The organism is Paenibacillus anaericanus, assembly GCF_003994475.1.
Classification (GTDB): Bacteria; Bacillota; Bacilli; order Paenibacillales; family Paenibacillaceae; genus Fontibacillus; species Fontibacillus anaericanus.
This window is the reverse complement of record NZ_RZNY01000003.1, coordinates 176,635-195,221: the sequence shown is the minus strand read 5'-3', so window position 1 is coordinate 195,221 and position 18,587 is coordinate 176,635. Positions and strand designations below refer to the sequence as shown.

Annotated in this window: 21 protein-coding genes; 19 read left to right on the top strand and 2 right to left on the bottom strand. The window is 42.6% G+C overall.

Annotated features, from left to right (window positions below; all coding sequences use genetic code 11):
* Positions 1 to 26 precede the first annotated feature (26 nt).
* The 6 genes from EJP82_RS05235 to EJP82_RS05210 all read left to right on the top strand — a co-directional run bounded on the left by EJP82_RS05235 (position 27) and on the right by EJP82_RS05210 (position 5,923).
* Positions 27 to 785: a metal ABC transporter ATP-binding protein gene (locus EJP82_RS05235; RefSeq protein ID WP_127190983.1), complete on the top strand. Its 759-nt coding sequence runs from the start codon at positions 27 to 29 to the stop codon at positions 783 to 785.
* Positions 786 to 966: 181 nt separating this feature from the next.
* On the top strand, positions 967 to 1,770 hold the full coding sequence (locus tag EJP82_RS05230; protein ID WP_127190982.1) for a metal ABC transporter permease: 804 nt from the start codon (positions 967 to 969) through the stop codon (positions 1,768 to 1,770).
* A gap of 74 nt (positions 1,771 to 1,844) precedes the next feature.
* Positions 1,845 to 2,558, top strand: a complete 714-nt coding sequence (locus EJP82_RS05225; protein WP_127190981.1) for a cytochrome c biogenesis CcdA family protein — start codon at positions 1,845 to 1,847, stop codon at positions 2,556 to 2,558.
* Between the two features lie 119 nt (positions 2,559 to 2,677).
* Positions 2,678 to 3,103, top strand: coding sequence for a transcriptional regulator MntR (mntR, locus tag EJP82_RS05220; protein ID WP_127190980.1), 426 nt, complete (start codon positions 2,678 to 2,680; stop codon positions 3,101 to 3,103).
* A gap of 137 nt (positions 3,104 to 3,240) precedes the next feature.
* Positions 3,241 to 4,875: a family 10 glycosylhydrolase gene (locus tag EJP82_RS05215; protein WP_127190979.1), complete on the top strand. Its 1,635-nt coding sequence runs from the start codon at positions 3,241 to 3,243 to the stop codon at positions 4,873 to 4,875.
* A 73-nt stretch (positions 4,876 to 4,948) separates the two neighbouring features.
* Positions 4,949 to 5,923: a patatin-like phospholipase family protein gene (locus EJP82_RS05210; RefSeq protein WP_127190978.1), complete on the top strand. Its 975-nt coding sequence runs from the start codon at positions 4,949 to 4,951 to the stop codon at positions 5,921 to 5,923.
* On the opposite strand, the gene EJP82_RS05205 is transcribed toward EJP82_RS05210, so the two are convergent.
* Together EJP82_RS05205 and EJP82_RS05200 are read right to left on the bottom strand one after the other, a co-directional pair.
* Positions 5,924 to 6,262, bottom strand: a complete 339-nt coding sequence (locus EJP82_RS05205; protein ID WP_127190977.1) for a hypothetical protein — start codon at positions 6,260 to 6,262, stop codon at positions 5,924 to 5,926.
* A 7-nt stretch (positions 6,263 to 6,269) separates the two neighbouring features.
* Positions 6,270 to 7,265, bottom strand: a complete 996-nt coding sequence (locus EJP82_RS05200; protein ID WP_127190976.1) for a DUF1385 domain-containing protein — start codon at positions 7,263 to 7,265, stop codon at positions 6,270 to 6,272.
* A gap of 137 nt (positions 7,266 to 7,402) precedes the next feature.
* Here EJP82_RS05200 and EJP82_RS05195 point away from each other — a divergent pair, with 137 nt between their 5' ends.
* The 13 genes from EJP82_RS05195 (at position 7,403) to spoIIIAF (ending at position 18,576) form a co-directional block, all read left to right on the top strand.
* Complete coding sequence (locus tag EJP82_RS05195; protein WP_127190975.1) at positions 7,403 to 7,897, top strand: YqhR family membrane protein; 495 nt, start codon at positions 7,403 to 7,405, stop codon at positions 7,895 to 7,897.
* 107 nt (positions 7,898 to 8,004) lie between these two features.
* Positions 8,005 to 9,078: a M24 family metallopeptidase gene (locus tag EJP82_RS05190; RefSeq protein ID WP_127190974.1), complete on the top strand. Its 1,074-nt coding sequence runs from the start codon at positions 8,005 to 8,007 to the stop codon at positions 9,076 to 9,078.
* A 63-nt stretch (positions 9,079 to 9,141) separates the two neighbouring features.
* Positions 9,142 to 9,699: an elongation factor P gene (efp, locus tag EJP82_RS05185; protein ID WP_127190973.1), complete on the top strand. Its 558-nt coding sequence runs from the start codon at positions 9,142 to 9,144 to the stop codon at positions 9,697 to 9,699.
* Between the two features lie 346 nt (positions 9,700 to 10,045).
* Entirely contained in the window at positions 10,046 to 11,299 is a 1,254-nt protein-coding gene (locus EJP82_RS05180) for an aspartate kinase (protein ID WP_127190972.1), read from the top strand.
* Positions 11,300 to 11,546: 247 nt separating this feature from the next.
* Entirely contained in the window at positions 11,547 to 12,707 is a 1,161-nt protein-coding gene (locus tag EJP82_RS05175; RefSeq protein ID WP_127190971.1) for a glucose-1-phosphate adenylyltransferase, read from the top strand.
* A gap of 20 nt (positions 12,708 to 12,727) precedes the next feature.
* Positions 12,728 to 13,831 (top strand): glucose-1-phosphate adenylyltransferase subunit GlgD, encoded by a 1,104-nt coding sequence (glgD, locus tag EJP82_RS05170; RefSeq protein ID WP_127190970.1) that lies wholly within the window; start codon positions 12,728 to 12,730, stop codon positions 13,829 to 13,831.
* Positions 13,832 to 13,994: 163 nt separating this feature from the next.
* Positions 13,995 to 14,261: a YqhV family protein gene (locus EJP82_RS05165; RefSeq protein WP_127190969.1), complete on the top strand. Its 267-nt coding sequence runs from the start codon at positions 13,995 to 13,997 to the stop codon at positions 14,259 to 14,261.
* A 96-nt stretch (positions 14,262 to 14,357) separates the two neighbouring features.
* The gene (gene spoIIIAA, locus EJP82_RS05160; RefSeq protein ID WP_127190968.1) at positions 14,358 to 15,356 is read left to right on the top strand and encodes a stage III sporulation protein AA; all 999 of its coding nucleotides are present in this window, start codon (positions 14,358 to 14,360) and stop codon (positions 15,354 to 15,356) included.
* A complete protein-coding gene (gene spoIIIAB / locus EJP82_RS05155; protein WP_127190967.1) occupies positions 15,349 to 15,867 on the top strand; it encodes a stage III sporulation protein SpoIIIAB in 519 nt (172 codons plus the stop codon). The genes spoIIIAA and spoIIIAB overlap by 8 nt, the downstream gene beginning before the upstream one ends.
* 58 nt (positions 15,868 to 15,925) lie before the next feature.
* The gene (gene spoIIIAC, locus EJP82_RS05150) at positions 15,926 to 16,129 is read left to right on the top strand and encodes a stage III sporulation protein AC (protein ID WP_009225775.1); all 204 of its coding nucleotides are present in this window, start codon (positions 15,926 to 15,928) and stop codon (positions 16,127 to 16,129) included.
* A gap of 11 nt (positions 16,130 to 16,140) precedes the next feature.
* Positions 16,141 to 16,530, top strand: a complete 390-nt coding sequence (spoIIIAD, locus tag EJP82_RS05145; protein WP_127190966.1) for a stage III sporulation protein AD — start codon at positions 16,141 to 16,143, stop codon at positions 16,528 to 16,530.
* A gap of 18 nt (positions 16,531 to 16,548) precedes the next feature.
* On the top strand, positions 16,549 to 17,739 hold the full coding sequence (gene spoIIIAE, locus EJP82_RS05140) for a stage III sporulation protein AE (RefSeq protein ID WP_127190965.1): 1,191 nt from the start codon (positions 16,549 to 16,551) through the stop codon (positions 17,737 to 17,739).
* Between the two features lie 30 nt (positions 17,740 to 17,769).
* The gene (spoIIIAF, locus tag EJP82_RS05135) at positions 17,770 to 18,576 is read left to right on the top strand and encodes a stage III sporulation protein AF (RefSeq protein ID WP_127190964.1); all 807 of its coding nucleotides are present in this window, start codon (positions 17,770 to 17,772) and stop codon (positions 18,574 to 18,576) included.
* Positions 18,577 to 18,587: the final 11 nt, after the last annotated feature.

The following is an 18,587-nucleotide window of genomic DNA, read 5'->3' as shown; positions in this document are numbered from 1 at the left end:
TAGCTTGAACTGGAAGGATGAATAAAATGAAATCAGATAGCGCCGCGTCTGCGGGATATTGTCACGATAAAATTATTGAACTTAATGATGTTTCTTTCTCCTATAATGATCAAAAGGTGATTTCCGATTTTAGCTTTGTTGTAAAGGAGCGAGATTTCGTCGGAGTGATTGGTTCGAATGGGGCCGGTAAAACGACGTTATTACGCATGATGGTGGGACTTTTGAAACCTACTAAGGGAGAGATCTCGATGTTTGGTCAGCCCATCAGACGGTTCCGTGATTGGGATCGAATCGGATACGTGCCACAGAAGAACGCATTTAATCCGTTGTTTCCTGCGACGGTGCGAGAAGTAGTGTTATCCGGTTTATACAGTAACAAGATGATGTTTCGCCGAGTAGGGAAGGCTGAACAGCAGAAGTGTGATGATGCACTTGAAGTTATGCGGATCACCGATATCGCGGATAAGCGAATTGGACAATTGTCGGGTGGACAACAACAACGTGTATTTCTGGCAAGAGCGCTTATTAATAAGCCTGATCTATTAATACTCGATGAGCCAACTGTCGGAATTGACGCACAAACACAGAGTGATTTCTTTGAGCTTATCTTTCATATGCATGCCCATCATCATATGACTTTCCTGATGGTATCGCATGATATCGACATCATAGAAGGGTATTTGGGTCAAGAGCCACGTGATCATTGTGGAGCAATTAAATTATATGTGAGACATTCGCATGAGCAGGACTGCGCCATTCCTGACTTGCAGCACTCGCTAACTTAGTTTTTTATAAAAATATAAATTTTCATGAAGTGGTTTTGCGCAAAACTTAGCTTATGCTTTCGATGTCAGTTTTGCTTTGCAAAACTTAAGTTAATGCTTACGGAGTTAGTTTTGCTTTGCAAAACTTGGCTTATGCTTACGAAGTAGTTTTGCTTCGCAAAACTTGGAGGAGTTGTGATACTTGGAAATATTAACGGTTGATTTCTTTCAAAGGGCGCTAACTGGTGGTGTGCTGATAGGGCTTACGGCCCCCCTGATTGGCATCTTTTTAGTTCTTAGACGACTATCGATGATTGGGGATACGCTTGCCCATGTGACGATAGCGGGTGTAGCCTTAGGGTTTCTTGTTGGGGTGTACCCAGTGGGTATGGGGCTAATCTTTGCTGTTATAGCTTCATTCGCGATAGAGAAGCTTCGTAAAGCATATAAAGGCTATGCCGAATTATCTATAGCTATCATTATGTCGGGTGGTGTAGCGCTAGCTTCGTTGTTCTTTACGCTTGGAATGGGTTACAATACGGATGTTGTTAGTTATTTGTTTGGCAGCATATATACGTTAGATACTACAGATTTGTATGTTGTTGGTGCAGTGACTGTAATTGTGGTTACTGTGATCGCTGTATTTTTCAAAGAATTTTTCCTTCTCAGTTTTGAAGAGGATGCTGCCGCTGTAAGTGGATTGCCAGTTAAATTACTAAACATGCTCATTACTATCATGACTGCACTTGTAGTTAGTACTGCAATCAAAATTGTCGGAGCACTGCTAGTGTCTGCGCTTCTTACAATTCCTGCAGCTTGCAGCCTGATTATTGCTAGAAGTTTTAAATCTTCGGTAGTTTTCTCTGTAATCATTGCTGAAATTGCCGTTGTAGCAGGATTAATGATTGCGGGGATTTGGAACTTGGCGCCGGGTGCGACGATTGTGTTACTATTAATTGCAATGTTAATTTTGACACTTCTCGGTAAAAAGGGGCTTTCTGCATAACAAGGCATTATAAAAAAAATATCTTATGTGGCAATCATTTCAGAGCTTATCTCAATTTAGATTTGGAGGTAATTATGGCTGATCTCAATGTTTGGCTGGCTTTTGGTGCGGGAGTTGCTTCCTTTGTCTCTCCGTGCTGTTTGCCACTTTATCCGTCTTATTTATCTTATATTACTGGTATGTCGGTACAAACATTGAAGAACGAGCAAAGTACGCGGGAAGTTCGTTTCCGTACGATGACTCATACGCTGGCTTTTATTCTTGGTTTCTCAGTCGTGTTTTACACGTTAGGATTGGGAGCAGGATTGTTTGGTGATTTTTTCAACGCTAATCGCAGCTTAATTCGTCAACTTTCCGCTATCCTAATTATCGTGATGGGATTATTCTTGCTTGGGATTTTTCAGCCACAGTTCCTACTTAAAGAACGTAAAATGAATTTGAAATTCAAGCCGTCAGGATATGTCGGCTCTTTTATTTTTGGGATTGGATTCGCTGCTGGTTGGTCACCTTGTGTAGGTCCAATCCTGGCTGCAATTATTGCCATTGCTGCAAGTGAACCAGGGGTTTGGTTAAGCATGATCACCGCATATACACTCGGATTCGCCTTGCCTTTTTTTGCAATGGCCTTTTTTATTGGATCAACAAAGTGGATCCTCCGTTATTCCGGTATCATCATGAAAGTTGGCGGAGCGCTTATGTTGCTAATGGGTGTACTACTATTTACTAATCGGATGTCGCAGATTACAATCTGGTTACAGCAAATAACGCCAGAATGGCTTAAATTCTAAAAAAAACGATCAAACTTCATGCGCACTTGCCAAGGGACAAGTATAACATGTATCATAAATAGAGAGTGTTTCATTAAGGTTAAGTTACCGTTAACTCATTGAAAAGAGGTTATTATCGAATGCCAACGCCCAGTATGGAGGATTATTTGGAGCGTATCTATAAACTGATCGACGAAAAGGGATATGCTAGAGTTTCAGATATTGCAGAAGGTTTGGAGGTTCATCCATCTTCTGTAACTAAGATGATTCAGAAATTGGATAAAGATGAATATTTGATTTATGAGAAATATCGTGGGTTAATACTAACAAGCAAAGGCAAGAAGGTGGGTAAACGACTCGTTGATCGTCACCATCTGCTGGAAGAATTCCTGGGAATGATCGGTGTTGAACATGAAAACATTTATCGTGACGTGGAAGGGATTGAGCATCATTTAAGCTGGGACTCCATCACCCGAATATCCACGCTGGTTGAATATTTCAAACGTGATAGTTCTCGAATTGAAGATCTTAACAACGTTCATCAGGAGATTCTTACTGAATCTTAAAAAAAGCATCTGTCTTTAATTAGACAGATGCTTTTTTTATTTGTTCTACACCTAACCGCAACTCTTGTACCATCGAGAACGTTAAAAGAAGGTAGGAGAATTTCTCCATACAAATAATAGAATCTCGGAGGTTACTGATGAAATCTTTACGCACATGGCTTATTCCTCTTCTCATTCTGATTATGTTTTCTTCCACCGTCGGTCAAGTGGGGGCAGCTTCTCCCCGCGATATTACTATTTATTTGGATGGTGTGTCTTTATCTAGTGATGCAGCACCTTATATTAAACCCAAAGAGAATGTTACGATGGTTCCCCTCCGAGTTATTAGCGAGGGATTAGGAGCGACTATAGATTGGTCACAAGCTACTAAGAGTGTAACGATAATAAAAGATGAGAATACGATATTGCTTCGCACTGGTAATAAAACTGCGCAAGTGAATGGCAGCCCTGTTAGCTTGGATGTGTCAGTGGAGAATATTAAGGGCCGCACGATGGTTCCTCTTCGCTTTGTAAGCGAACAATTGGGTCTAAATGTAGATTGGAATCAGACATTAAAAACGATTACTCTGACCTCAAAGGATAGTGTTGTAGAGCCTCCGGAATTCGAACATCCAGATACTACACCGCCAGTGACTGTAGAACCACCAATTACTGAAGGCCGTCAGGATGAACTGCGTGGAGCGTGGGTTTCTACGGTGTTTAATTTGGATTGGCCAAGCAGTGGTTCCTATGGAAAAATGGAAGTTCAAAAAAATGAATATATCAAACTACTAGATGAGTTGCAGGGTATGGGGATGAATGCGGTGTTCGTTCAAGTACGTCCTTCAGCGGATGCGATTTATCCTTCAAATCTGGTGCCTTGGACTTCCTTCCTGACAGGAACTGCAGGTAAGGATCCAGGATATGATCCATTGCAATTCCTTATTGAGGAGACTCATCGCAGGGGAATGGAGTTTCACGCTTGGTTTAATCCGTTCCGGGCAAGTACAGGAAGTGATACTAGCAAGTTACCAGCAAACCACGTAGCTAAAGAGCATCCTGAATGGATCGTTAAATTTGGTTCTACCTTGTATATTAACCCTGGAATTCCGGAAGCAAGGCAGAGTATTATCAACGTGATTATGGAAGTAGTACAGAGATATGACATTGATGGTGTCCATCTAGACGATTACTTTTACCCGACTGGTGAGACAACATCTAGTAAATTTAATGATGATAGCACTTATAAAACCTATAACTATATGCAATTTACGAATAAAGGAGATTGGCGTCGAGATAACATTAATAGTTTCGTTCGTGACCTTGGTCAAAGTATCGAGGCTGTAAAGCCCGCTATTTCTTATGGAATTAGCCCATTTGGAGTATGGCGGAACAAAGCGACGGATATCACTGGATCAGACTCTAAGGCGGGGATAACTGCCTATGATAACTACTACGCTGATGTACGGACATGGATACAGAACGGTTGGATCGATTATGTAGCTCCTCAACTGTACTGGAGTTTATCGCGTAATGAGGTTCGGTATGACATATTGGCTGATTGGTGGGCCAATGAAGTTAAAGGGACGAATGTGAAATTATTTATTGGCCATGCGCCATACAAACTAGGCACTAAAGAGATTGGATGGAACTCAGCTTCTGAAATTATCAATCAATTGAAATATAACGAAGGTATTCCAGAGATTAAGGGTAGTATTTTCTTTAGCGCGAAGGAATTGCAGAAAAATCCATTAGGACTTATTCCGTTATTACAGTCATATTACGGATCTTAAAAATAGCATAGAGACAGCCCTCGACATCATACATAAGAGTAGACTTATGTATGGGATTGGGGGCTGTTTCTTTATGCTGATTAATGGCGTGTTCGAGGGTGGAGGCGTAAAAGGGATTTCATTAGCTGGAGCTGTGCGGGCTGCTGAAATTCATGGAGTAAGGTTTCAGCGGGTTGCTGGAACCTCGTCGGGATCGATTGTAGCCTCGCTTATTGCAGCGGGTTACACAGCAGAAGAAATGAAAGATATTATTATGTCTACATCTTTTACTCATTTCTTGAAGAGAGCGGCTATTTTTAACACTCCCATTGTAGGACCTGCACTACGGGTAATGCTCAAAAAAGGACTTTACTCGGGTGAGGCGCTCGAAGAATGGATACGGAAAGTTCTGAAGTCCAAGGGAGTGAGGACTTTCGGTGATTTGGAGAAAGGGAAGCTAACGATCATTGCTTCTGACATAACTAGCGGAAGAATTTTAATTCTTCCAGATGATTTAGCAAGACTAGGAATTAACCCGGAAACATTCGAGATTGCAAAGGCAGTAAGGATGAGTTGTAGTATACCTTATTTCTTTGATCCCGTTCTGTTACGATTACCAGCTAAACAGGCCAAAGGGAAAACATTTGCAGGTCAATTTCTACACATTGTTGATGGGGGGATGCTAAGCAACTTTCCATTGTGGTTATTTGATCAAAATTGCAGAAGCCCTGGTGGGAAAATAATTCCGACGGTTGGTTTTCAAATGGTGGGTAAAAATAGCAATCAACCGCATGTCATTAAGGGACCATTCAGCATGCTTCAAGCTATGGTGGAAACAATGCTATCGGCCCATGATGAGAGATACATCGAACAATTCAATCGGTATCGTACCGTAAAGATTCCCACACTTGGAGTCGGTACAACTCAGTTTGATATTGATAAAAAAGAAAGCTTGCTGCTTTATGAATCCGGGTTAATGGCCGGCAATCGCTTCTTCGAGGACTGGAATACCCAGTATTACGAAGAGCAGTTCATAAAGTATCAGCAAGCTAAAGGGATGGAAAACTAATTAGTGATATTTAGGTGTATCGTCGTTCTTTCCTTTTTGGCCTTCAATGACCTGAAACGGATAATGCTTACGTTTCTGTCCTGAGCCTGTAGTCGTGGTTTGACGCCGTTCCGCAGCTACCTTGGCCATCGTACGGGCAGAAGGTTTGACTTTGGGATGTTTTGATTTCCGATACTTTTTAGGCGGAAACTTATAGAGCCAGAATATGATCCCTAGAACGAGTACTGGAGGGAGAAAAGAACCTAGGTTCAATTTGCCTCCTCCTAAGAACAAAAAATCTACAAGATAGAATACCGCAAGTCCGATGGTAACCCAGAAAATAATGAATTGTTTCTTCATGAATCCATCATCCTTTCGCGGGATCCAAAGTGGAATGGCCTACTGGTGATTCCACTACACCCTCTCGTTCGAAGCGAGCGTCTAATTCACGCATCCGATTAAATGATGCTATGGACACTTCCACTTGGTCGTCCGTAGGTTCTTTGGTTGTTAGGAGTTGTAACCACAATCCTGGATATCCAAGAAAACGCAGTACAGCAATATCTCTAACGGCATTAGTTAACCGCAACATTTCAAAGGAAATACCAATGACTAGAGGAAGCAGTAGGACGCGGATATACATTCGTTCCCATACGTTATCCCAGCTAAATAAGGAATAGATGATTACACCGACTATTACAGTCAGGATGATAAAGCTACTGCCGCACCGATAATGGAGGCGGCTATATTTCTGTACATTCTTAGGTGTAAGTTCTTCGCCATGTTCATAGGCAGTAATGACCTTGTGTTCAGCACCATGATATTGAAACAAGCGTTTGATTACCGGCGTAAGTGTCATAAGCCATAAATAGCCGAGTAGAAGCACAATTTTGATTATACCTTCCACCAACGTATGCAAGACACGGTTATCAAATGCATGCTGGAACAAATATTGTTCCAAAACCGCAGGGACAAGCGTGAATATAAGCTTACCTACAATAAAAGATAGGATACCGGCGATAGCAACACCTACAATCATCGTAAGTGAGAATCCCGATTCATCTTTTTCTTTTTGTTTGGCGCGTTCTTCTGGTTCTGTTTCATCATCTGCCATGGCTTCAGCGGAATAATTCAAGTGTTTGGAACCTTTGGCACTGGAATCGATAATGCTGACGAGTCCGCGAAGTAACGGAATTTTGCGAAGCCGCTTAACCCAAGCCTTATCTTGCTTAGGTACTTCTAAAAAGGTGATCTCTCCGGATTTTCGGCGGACTGCTGTTACATTGACATGTTTGCCACCAAACATGACACCTTCGATGACGGCTTGACCACCGTAAATTGCTGGTTTAGATTCTTGAGGCAAAAATTTCACCTTCCCTAACTGTTAATAGATCCATTGTAGCGAATTTTCGTAGCAAATTCTAGTTTGTTTAGTCTTATTAAAAATGGTCATACTAATTGCGAATTTGATATAGATCAATTCCAAAGGAGAAACGAAATATGAATCAACATCATCAAAACAAAAAGAAGGTCACGAATGTCTGGTTATTTGCTCTGAACATTGGTTTTTTTGCGGGATTCATATGGGGAGGAATTAAGGGCTTGTTTTATTATATGAGCTTTACTACTGTGCTCCCAGGATACTTGTTGGAGCCATTTTTTAAACATAACTTTCTGAATAGTCAGCTAGGGTACTATGTTGGTTGGTTATCTTTTATCGTGTTCTCAATTATCGTGACAACCTTGTATACGTTGTTTCTCCGAAAGCTGAAGGGACCTATTCCAGGGCTCGTTTATGGGATCGTATGGTGGATCATTATATTTCTGGTTATTGGTCCTATGACACATATGACGATTCCTTTTCGCGAACTATCAATTAACACCTTTATCAGTGAGTTTTGCCTTTATTTACTATGGGGATTATTTATCGGCTATACGGTGGCTGTGGAATACAATGACGAACGGCAACGAGAACCGGAGAAGGCATATCAGTAGGGACAAAAAAGCTTCTCAATTAGCCCTTTTTTATGTTAAAATTACTTTTGGTTAATTCACATCATAGATGTGCTAAGCAATGAACGGACTGAAAAGGGGCGCACATAATGGCGAACACTCGTGTTATTCGGCTTCGGGAAGCTCTTGAGCTTCAAAATTTGGAGGCCATATTGATTACTGGAGAGGTTAACCGCCGCTATTTGACGGGGTTTACTGGGAGTTCAGGATATGTTCTGATTACGGGACAGAGAGCCTATTTGTTAACAGATTTCCGATATATGGTACAAGCGTCCGAACAGGCTGTAGGTTTTGAGATTGTTGAGCACGCTGCTTCCGTTACGGATACACTAAAGGAACTGTTACAGGCAGGGCAAATCAGTCGGCTTGGTTTCGAGGAAGAGAATGTTGTGTACTCTACATATCGGAGCTATGAGACTGCATTAAGTCCTTGTCAGCTTATTCCTGTAGCTGGACTCGTGGAAGATTTGCGAGTGTTTAAGGATGAGGAAGAGTTAGCTATTATGAAGCAGGCGGCAGATCTTGCTGACCGCACGTTCCATCATATGTTGGGAGTACTTAGACCTGGCGTTACGGAATTGGATATGGCGCTTGAATTGGAAGTGTTCATGCGTAAGAATGGAGCCACTTCAAGTTCTTTTGAGACGATTATAGCATCTGGGGAACGCTCTGCCCTTCCTCACGGGGTGGCGAGTGAACGAGTTATCAAAGGTAACGAATTTGTGAAAATGGATTTCGGTGCTCTCTTGAATGGCTATTGTTCAGACATTACCCGTACGGTTGTTCTGGGAACTCCAAATGACAAGCACCGCGAAATTTACGACATTGTGTTGGAAGCACAACTACACACACTTGAGTTTCTTCGTCCTGGTATGACAGGAAGAGAGGCTGATGCTCTAGCTCGTGATGTTATTACCCGATATGGCTATGGTGATCAATTTGGTCACAGTACGGGTCACGGCCTAGGCATGGAAGTACACGAAGCACCTAGGTTATCCAAACTTAGCGATACGGTTCTTCAACCAGGGATGGTCGTGACAGTGGAGCCGGGCATTTACCTGCCGGGATTTGGCGGCGTCCGGATTGAAGATGATGTTGTCATTACAGAGAACGGTATTCGCCGTCTTACTGAATCGACAAAGGATTTTACCGTTATTGCCTAGAAGTTATGATATATTTTATTAATTAAAAAACTGGTGTTAACTTTACCCAAGGAGGTTCTCTTATTGATTTCAGTAAATGATTTTAAAACAGGCTTGACCGTCGAAGTAGACGGAGATATTTATACGGTGCTTGACTTTCAGCACGTTAAACCAGGGAAGGGCGCAGCATTTGTCCGTTCCAAATTGAAAAATCTTCGTAACGGAAATACCGTTGAGAAGACGTTCCGTGCCGGTGAAACCATCGGACGAGCTATTATTGAAAACCGCGATGTACAGTACTTGTACGCTAGCGGTCAAGAACATTCTTTCATGGATAATGAAACTTATGATCAGTTTACTTTGACTTCTGATCAATTGAAGTGGGAACTTAATTTCCTAAGAGAGAATATGAATGTAAAGATCATCAGTTACCAAGGCGAAATCTTGGGTATTAATTTGCCAAACAGCGTTGAACTACGCGTTGTAGAAACCGAACCAGGAATTAAAGGAAATACGGCTACTGGTGCAACTAAGAATGCCAAACTTGAGACTGGCCACAACGTTCAAGTACCTCTATTCATTAATGAGGATGATGTATTGTTGATCGATACACGTGAAGGTAAATATATTTCCCGCGCGTAGTGGGGAAATAAGTCACAGTATCTCTACAAAAAAGCTTTCTCCTCCATCTTTAATAGGTGGAGGAATTTTTTTATTCGTATTATACTGGTTTAAAGCGTTACCGATAGTAGGAATGAAATGAGTACTATATAAGTTAAATTAAAGAACAATGATATAGCGGAGAGAGCGAAATGATTCTGAAAAAGCGAAGCGGTCGCCTTTGTCCCCGAATTTCAACCATTTAAAAAATAAATAAAGAAATTCGGGGACAACAGCGATTGTAAGAACATTTCGTACTCGTAGCTTTATCACAATCGATAGTTAAACTTATATAGATTAAGGAAGATCACATTGGGGAGGGTCTGATTTGGCTTTATATGTTATGAAATTCGGAGGAAGCTCCGTAGGGGATACAGAACGGATGATGCGTGTCGCAAAACGTGTCGTAGAGAAACAAGATGAAGGACATAAAGTTGTCGTTGTTGTTTCTGCGATGGGAGACACGACAGATGATTTGATTGATCAGGCGAAATTGCTCAACGAACAGCCGCCATTACGTGAAATGGATATGTTGATGACAACGGGTGAGCAAATATCTGTTGCTTTACTATCGATTGCAATTCACGCGCTCGGACGCAGCGCAATTTCATATACGGGATGGCAGGCTGGGTTCCGTACTGAACCTGTACATGGTAAAGCGCGAATTACGGATATTCATCCAGAGCGGGTCCAGCAGGCTCTAAACGAGAACAATATCGTCATCGTTGCAGGCTTCCAAGGGATGACGGAAGATGGAGAAATTACGACGTTTGGTCGTGGTGGTTCTGATACAACCGCAGTAGCTTTAGCGGCAGCAATTTCTGCAGACTATTGTGAAATTTATACAGATGTTGATGGAATCTATTCCACCGACCCGCGGATCGTCAAGAATGCACGTAAGCTGAAGGAAATATCTTACGATGAAATGCTGGAATTGGCTAATTTAGGGGCAGCAGTGTTGCATCCGCGTGCTGTAGAATATGCGAAGCACAATCAAGTTCGTCTTGTTGTCCGTTCAAGCTTTAATCATAATGAAGGTACTGTCGTGAAGGAGGAAGTCAATATGGAACAAGGTGTAGTAGTCAGTGGTATAGCCTATGATAAGAACGTAGCCAGAATTAGCATCTTAGGAGTTTCTCATATTCCTGGCGTATTAGCGAAAGTATTTGGTTCGCTTGCCGATGTCAAAATTGATGTAGATATCATTGTGCAAAGTGGCGTACAAGATGGGAAAGCTGATTTCTCCTTTACAGTTGGCCTTTCGGATCGTGAGAACGCAATAAACGTAATCAACGGTATTCGCGGAGAGGTTCCTTTCGAGGATATAACTTCAGAAGAAGGACTTGTTAAAGTATCTATTGTTGGTGCTGGTATGGTCAGTCATCCAGGCGTTGCCGCACAAATGTTTGACGTTATTTCGAAACAGGATGTTAACATTAAAATGGTCAGCACTTCAGAAATTAAATGTTCTTGCGTTATTGATGGAAGTAAATTGAATGAAGTGGTGAAGGCACTCCACACTGCTTATGGTCTTGATACGAAAGAACAGGTATCAGTTGGTGGTCCTGAGGATAGACGTTAGGAGATTTTGTAATTATATATATTTTCACAGGAAGATCCGCAGCTTTATTGCGGGTCTTTTTTTGTGCGTCGGAAGGTTTATCCAAGTTTGTGAGGGGTTACAATCCGTCATACAAAAAAAGATTTAAATAATTTGCTATTTTAAGACATGGGAGCGATAAAACAGAAGTATGTTTAGATATACCGGCCATAAACTTATAGCAGATACTAATTTTTAATAGGGACATCACTGTGAAAGAGGTGCTTTCATGAGAAAAAAAGAAATCGTAGCCATGCTGCTGGCTGGAGGACAAGGCAAGCGGCTCAAGGGACTTACTAGAACTCTTGCCAAGCCTGCGGTGTATTTTGGGGGCACGTACAGGATAATTGACTTTCCACTAAGCAACTGTTCTAACTCGGGCATCGACACAGTGGGAGTTCTGACGCAGTACGAGCCGCTAGTGCTCCATTCCTATATTGGGGTAGGGACGGATTGGGATATGGACCGCAAATACGGTGGTGTGTTTGTGCTGCCTCCGCATGAACGGGAGGACGGGAGCAACTGGTACCGGGGGACTGCGGATGCCATTTACCGCAACGTGAAGTTTATCGAACAGTTTGATCCTGAGCACGTACTCATTTTGTCAGGAGATCATATTTACAAGATGGATTATAAAGCGTTGTTGCAGTATCACAAGGAACGGGATTCCGATTGCACCATCTCGGTTATTGACGTTCCATTGGAAGAAGCAAGTCGATTTGGAATCCTGAACACAACTGACGATTTGCAGATCTATGAATTCGAGGAAAAACCAGAGCACCCGAAGAGTACGCTGGCGTCTATGGGAGTTTATATTTTCAAATGGGACGTATTACGTGCACATCTATTGGAGGATGCTGTGAAGCCGTTCTCTTCGTATGATTTCGGTAAGGATATCATTCCGCTGATGCTCCAAAATGACAAGAAATTGTTTGCCTATCCTTTTGAAGGATATTGGAGAGATGTGGGTACCGTTCGCAGTTTATGGGAAGCCAATATGGACCTGTTATCTGATGATCCTCCACTAGATTTGAATGATTCATCCTGGCGGATTTATACACGAAATCCAAATCAGCCGGCACAATACATCGCGCCTCAGGCCATTCTTAAAAATTGCATCATTAATGAAGGATGTATTATACACGGGAAGGTAGAACATTCAGTCCTCTTCTATGGTGTAGAGGTGGGGAAAGATAGTGAAATTACCGACTCAGTCATTATGCCTAAAGTGAAAATCGGGAAGAATGTGCGCATTCATAGAGCGATTATTAATGAGGACATCGTCATAGAAGATAATATTGTCATTGGTTCGGAGGATGAAGGTGACATTCTATTGATTGATAGTGAAGAAGATGTTGAGTTGTACCTTACAAGAACCAAACAAAGCTAAATGAGGACGGTGATTACGGAATGAAGCCATTACTCGGAGTAATCAGTCTTGATCACGAACTGGACCAGTTAAATGAACTTACGTATTTTCGCTGTGGTGCATCGGTGCCTTTTGCCGGGCGGTATCGGCTGATTGATTTCATACTGTCAAATATGATGTATGCCGAGATTGTAAGCGTAGGTCTCTTTATTCGTCGAAAATACCGCTCCCTCCTGGATCATTTAGGCGACGGGAAGCCTTGGGACTTGGACAGAAAGCGTGGGGGGTTATTTATTCTACCGCCTGATTGGAATGATCCTACAGACACTTCGCGTGGCGAATTGCAGCATTTTCATAATAATCTCCATTTCTTTCGCCGCTCACCAGGTAAATATATTGTGTATTCCGGAAGTCGCCATATCAATATGGTTGATATTAGAGAAGTTTATCAGCAGCACTGTGAGAGTGAGGCTGATGTTACAGTAGTATATAAACAGGTCGAACAGCTTGAACCTGAGCATGAAGGATGCATAAGGCTTAATGTAGACTCTTCCAACAGGGTAACGGGTATTCATCAAGAGAAGGATAATCACAATATTTACATGGAGATGTTTGTCATCGAGAAAGAGCTCTTTTTAGACATGGTAGATTTGTGTATAGCGCACGGAGGTAGCCACTTCTTTCGGGACGTAATTCAGAAAGGTCGCGGAAATCTAAAGGTTGCTGCCTATGAATATAAGGGATATCATGCCGTGATTAATTCAGTTCAAAGCTATTATAAGAATAGTATGGATCTCCTGAAACGGGAGCATTATTTGCGCCTCTTTGGTAAACAAGCGGTACAAACGAAGATAAAATATGAAGCTCCAACTAAATATCTAGCGGATGCTAAAATAAGTAATTCGCTTGTCGCAAACGGTTGTGTGATCGATGGATGGGTAGAGAATAGCATTATTTTTCGAGGTGTTCGGATTGAAAAGGGTGCCAGAATTATAAATTCAATTGTAATGCAGAAGTCCATCATTGAGATGAATGCAAATATCGAGAACGTAATTATGGATAAAGATGTGATAGTATCTCAGAATCGTACGCTCATGGGAGCGCCGCAGCAACCTTTTGTCATTGCCAAAAGCAGCATACTTTGAAGGAATAATTCATTCAGTAATAACACTTCCAAACTTGATGAGAAATAGAAGGCCCGCGAGATTTTTTTGCGGGTCTTTTTGTTTCTTTTTAATAATAAGAGAATTTTATGCATAACGATAAGAGAGACGAGCTAAGACGAACCCTACAAAGAAGGAGGTAACTATGCTCGATAAATTTGTAACAAGTATGGCAACGTTACGGATTGTCTCTGGGACAATTGAGATTGCTGCAGCGTTACTCATGCTTAAGCTTGGGCGGGTTGATAAGGCATTAGTCGTCAACTCAGCGCTTGCTTTTGTGGGACCGACAGTACTGATCATTACCACGACTATTGGACTTGTAGGTATGGCGGATAAGATTTCCTGGGGAAAAATGTTGTGGATAGGTTGCGGTATAACATGTCTCTTAATTGGTATTTTGAAGAAATGATAGATTTACCGTCATAAAGACAAAGTACAAGCATACACATGAGATATAACAGAAACCATTTAGATAAATAAGAGACAGAGTCTTGGGGGGATGCTAATGAACCCAAGTTGGTTATCCGTATTTCCTGATAACATCCGGGGATTATTGCTAAAGTTACCTGCCTCTATCTTTGCTGGGCTGGAGGAAATTCGTATCCGTGAAGGACGCCCTCTTGAAGTCAATGCGGTCGGTCGTCATTATTTTCTGACTTCCAGTGGGGAGTTAACTAGTAATCCTAACCTTGGCTTCAAGACGGGGAAGCAGGATAGCAACACGCTACTCGATTTGATGACGAATCACTCCCTCTATACGATGGAGGAGGAGTTGCGAAGGGGATTTATTACCATTGCAGGTGGTCATAGGATAGGACTTGCTGGAAGGACTGTACTTAGTGGGGGGCGGGTCGAGCATCTTCGTGATATTAGCGGATTTAATGTTCGTATCGCTCGCGAAGTACAGGGGATTGCCGATCATATGATACCTCAACTTCTAGATTTCAAACATCAGAGTGTGCAACATACCTTAATACTCTCTCCACCACAACAGGGAAAAACGACTCTGATCCGTGATTTGGCTCGTCAGATTAGTAATGGGACCTGGGGTCACCCAGATGCCAAGTGGCCAGGACTCAAAGTGGCTGTGATTGATGAACGTTCCGAAATTGCGGGGAGTAAAAGGGGTGTACCCAGCTTCGATGTTGGAACTCGGACAGATGTGATGGATGGTTGTCCCAAAGCAGAGGGCATTATGATGATGATTCGTTCGATGTCTCCTGACGTTATTATCGTCGATGAAATTGGACGTGCTGAGGATGCTGAAGCACTCGCTGAAGCATTGCATGCTGGAGTACGAGTAATTGCCACGGCGCACGGTTCTAATGTTAATGAACTGACATCGAGACCTGCACTGAGTAAACTGTCAAATCCCCCCTTCTTTCAGATTTATGCGGTATTGAATCGTACGGAGAAGGGACTTGCCTTCCGGTTGTGGGACGGAAAAGGAAGAGCGATCCAGACTCATGAGCCAGGCTGGAGAGGCGGGGTTGAACATGCTTAAAATGTTAGGAGCTGCGCTAGTTATCTTGGCTGCTACGCTTGTTGGATGGTACCAAGCAAAGCAATTTGCAAACCGTCCAAACCAAATCCGCCGGCTTATCCTGGCTCTGAAGAGATTGGAAACAGAAATTATGTATGGCTTCACCCCTTTGCCTGATGCTTTACAGCGGATTGCGGATCAGAATAAGGAACCCATCAAGTCACTGTTTGTAGTTGCTGCGGAGAATATGAACCCTCCAAGGAACTGGACTGCACAGAAAAGTCTAGAGCATGCGATCGAGAGTGGGTGGGGAAGGACGTCAATGAAGAAGCCGGAGAAAGAGGTAATGAACCAGCTTAGCTATACGCTCGGGACAAGCGATCGGCAGGATCAAATCGGACATATTGTCACAGCTGTTCGGCAATTGGAAAGTGAAGAGGCCGCTGCGCGAGACGAGCAGTCCCGCTACGAGAAAATGTGTAAGAGCTTGGGATTGCTGAGCGGAGCGTTCATCGTTATCTTATTCTACTAATTGCATTCCCCTCTCCATTCGATGGTCGCTGTGAAATTGATAGTGAGGTGCCAAATCAATGAACATAGAAGTGAACGCCATTTTTCAAATTGCAGGCATCGGAATTATTATCGCCATGATTCACACGGTGCTGAAGCAAATGGGCAAAGAAGACATGGCACATTGGGTGACGTTGATCGGGTTCGTCGTCGTGCTGTTTATGGTGATTAGGCTGCTTGACAGTCTGTTTCAGGAAATTAAATCGATCTTTTTATTCCAGTAGGTGAACTAACGGTGGAAATGATCCAGATTGTAGGACTTGGTCTCTTAGCAACGATATTGATTCTAGTAATTAAAGAGCAAAAGCCGATCTTCGCTTTTCTGATCGCAGCAAGCACAGGAATCATCATTTTCATGTTTCTTATCGGGAAAATCGGTGGAATCATCGAAGTGCTTGAGCAATTAGCAGAGTCTTCTGGGGTACAGATGATCTACCTAAAGACCATTCTCAAAATAATTGGGATTGCCTATATCGCCGAATTTGGGGCGCAAATCGTCAGAGATGCTGGACAAGAGAGTATTGCTTCCAAAATCGAACTTGCAGGAAAAGTACTGATCATGGTGCTGGCCATTCCAATTATCAGCATTATCATTGAAACGGTAATGAAGCTGTTGCCAGCTTAGAAGAAATGGGGACAAGGGATGAAACAATTTGACCTGACATGGAGACAAAAAACATTGGTCCTCATTGTCCTCGGATTTCTGCTCTTCTTTCCGATTAAGTTGTTTGCTGAGGGTACTGACGATGGTTGGGTACAGCGTCAGGCACAGGAACTCCCAACGGATCAGGTTGAGTCATACTGGCAGCAGTTAATGAAGGATTATGGAGGATTTTTTCCAGATCAGAATATGCCCTCTTTCATAGATATGCTAGTTCAAGAAGATAGCGGCTTCAATTTGAAGACGGGCTTATCTGGTCTGATGAAATATATGTGGCATGAAGTATTGTATAACGGTCACATTTTGGTGACCATCGTAATTCTCTCCATATTCAGCATGATACTGGAGACGTTACAGACGGCATTCGAACGCAAACAAGTGAGTAAAGTTGCCTATTCGATTTGCTACATGGTCATTCTTATTCTGGCGATTAATAGCTTTCATGTCGCCATCTCCTATGCAACATCAGCTATCACAGGAATGATTGACTTCATGATGGCTATGGTTCCGCTACTGTTCATGCTACTTGCTTCGATGGGGAACGCGGTAACAGTAACGGTGACACATCCGCTAGTCGTCTTCATGGTCCATACGGTTGGGACAGTCGTTCATACAGTGGTGTTCCCCTTATTGTTCTTCTCAGCCGTACTGCATATCGTGAGCTCACTATCAGATAAATACAAATTGACTCAATTGGCTAATCTCTTGCGGACCGTAAGTATGGCACTTCTTGGTTTACTGCTCACTGTGTTCCTCGGTGTCATTTCTGTCAAAGGGTTTACGGGGTCTGTGGCGGATGGAGTCACCCTCCGTGCTGCTAAATATTTAACTGGGAATTTTGTGCCGGTTGTGGGTAAGATGTTCGCTGATGCTACGGATACAGTCATTTCTGCTTCCATGCTAGTGAAAAACTCAATTGGTCTAGTAGGTGTCATTATCCTGTTGTTCCTTTGTGCTTTTCCTGCAATAAAAATACTGACGCTCGCGCTGATCTTTAATCTGTCGGCCGCCGTCATGCAACCTCTAGGAGATTCGCCGATAGTTACCTGTCTAGCTACCATCGGTAAGAGCATGTTGTACGTGTTCGCTGCGCTTGCCGCAGTGGGGTTGATGTTCTTCCTTGCCATCACGATTATGTTAACAGCAGGCAACATCACGGTAATGATGAGGTGAATAGCAGCGTTAATAAGGCGGTGAATCCCTATGACTTGGATTAGTGAGTGGCTGAAGGAAATAATTTTCGTAGTCTTGATCGCCGTTTTTATTGAACTTCTTCTCCCGAATCGTTCCATGGAACGATATGTGAGATTCGTCGTCAGCTTGCTCATTCTTCTAACGATACTCTCGCCGATCATACGGTTGTTCTCAGGTGATACGGAACAGAAGCTTGCGACGGCACTAGCGGACAATATTAACGGCCTGGAAGGTTACTCCACCAATGAGAGTACTGCACTCATTTTAAAGCAAGGTGAAGAACTTAAGAAAAAACAGGAAGTTGAGTCCCTGCAGTGGGCTGGTGAGGAAGCGGCAAGACAAATGAAGGAACAGATCCAAAGAGAGATCGGGCAGCCGATTGAAAGAGTTGCCGTGAAGTTGGTTACCAAGTCTACAGATGAAGGAAAAACGCAGGGGAATTTTGGTTCCAAACAGACCGAGCTGTTGATCTCATCTGTTGAGGTTTTCATTGGACAATCGATGACGGTGCAAGACCCGAAAAGTAGTAAAGAAGGAATAAGCGGTTCGGAAATTACCATTCAGTCGGTAGAAGAAGTAACAATAAACGTTGATTTACAACAAGATGTACCCATGATCAAAGATAAAGGCGAAAAAGGAGATAAAACTGCGATGGTAAGCACAGAGGACACTCCTTTAATCGATGATGAGACTAGCGTCCTGACCCAAGGGAAAGACGAAGCTACAGTTGAGCGTATCAGAGAATTACTATACAAAGAATGGGGCGTATCAAAGGAAACGATCACTGTTATGAAGCGAGAAAATCAAGAAAATTGATTCTAAGGGGG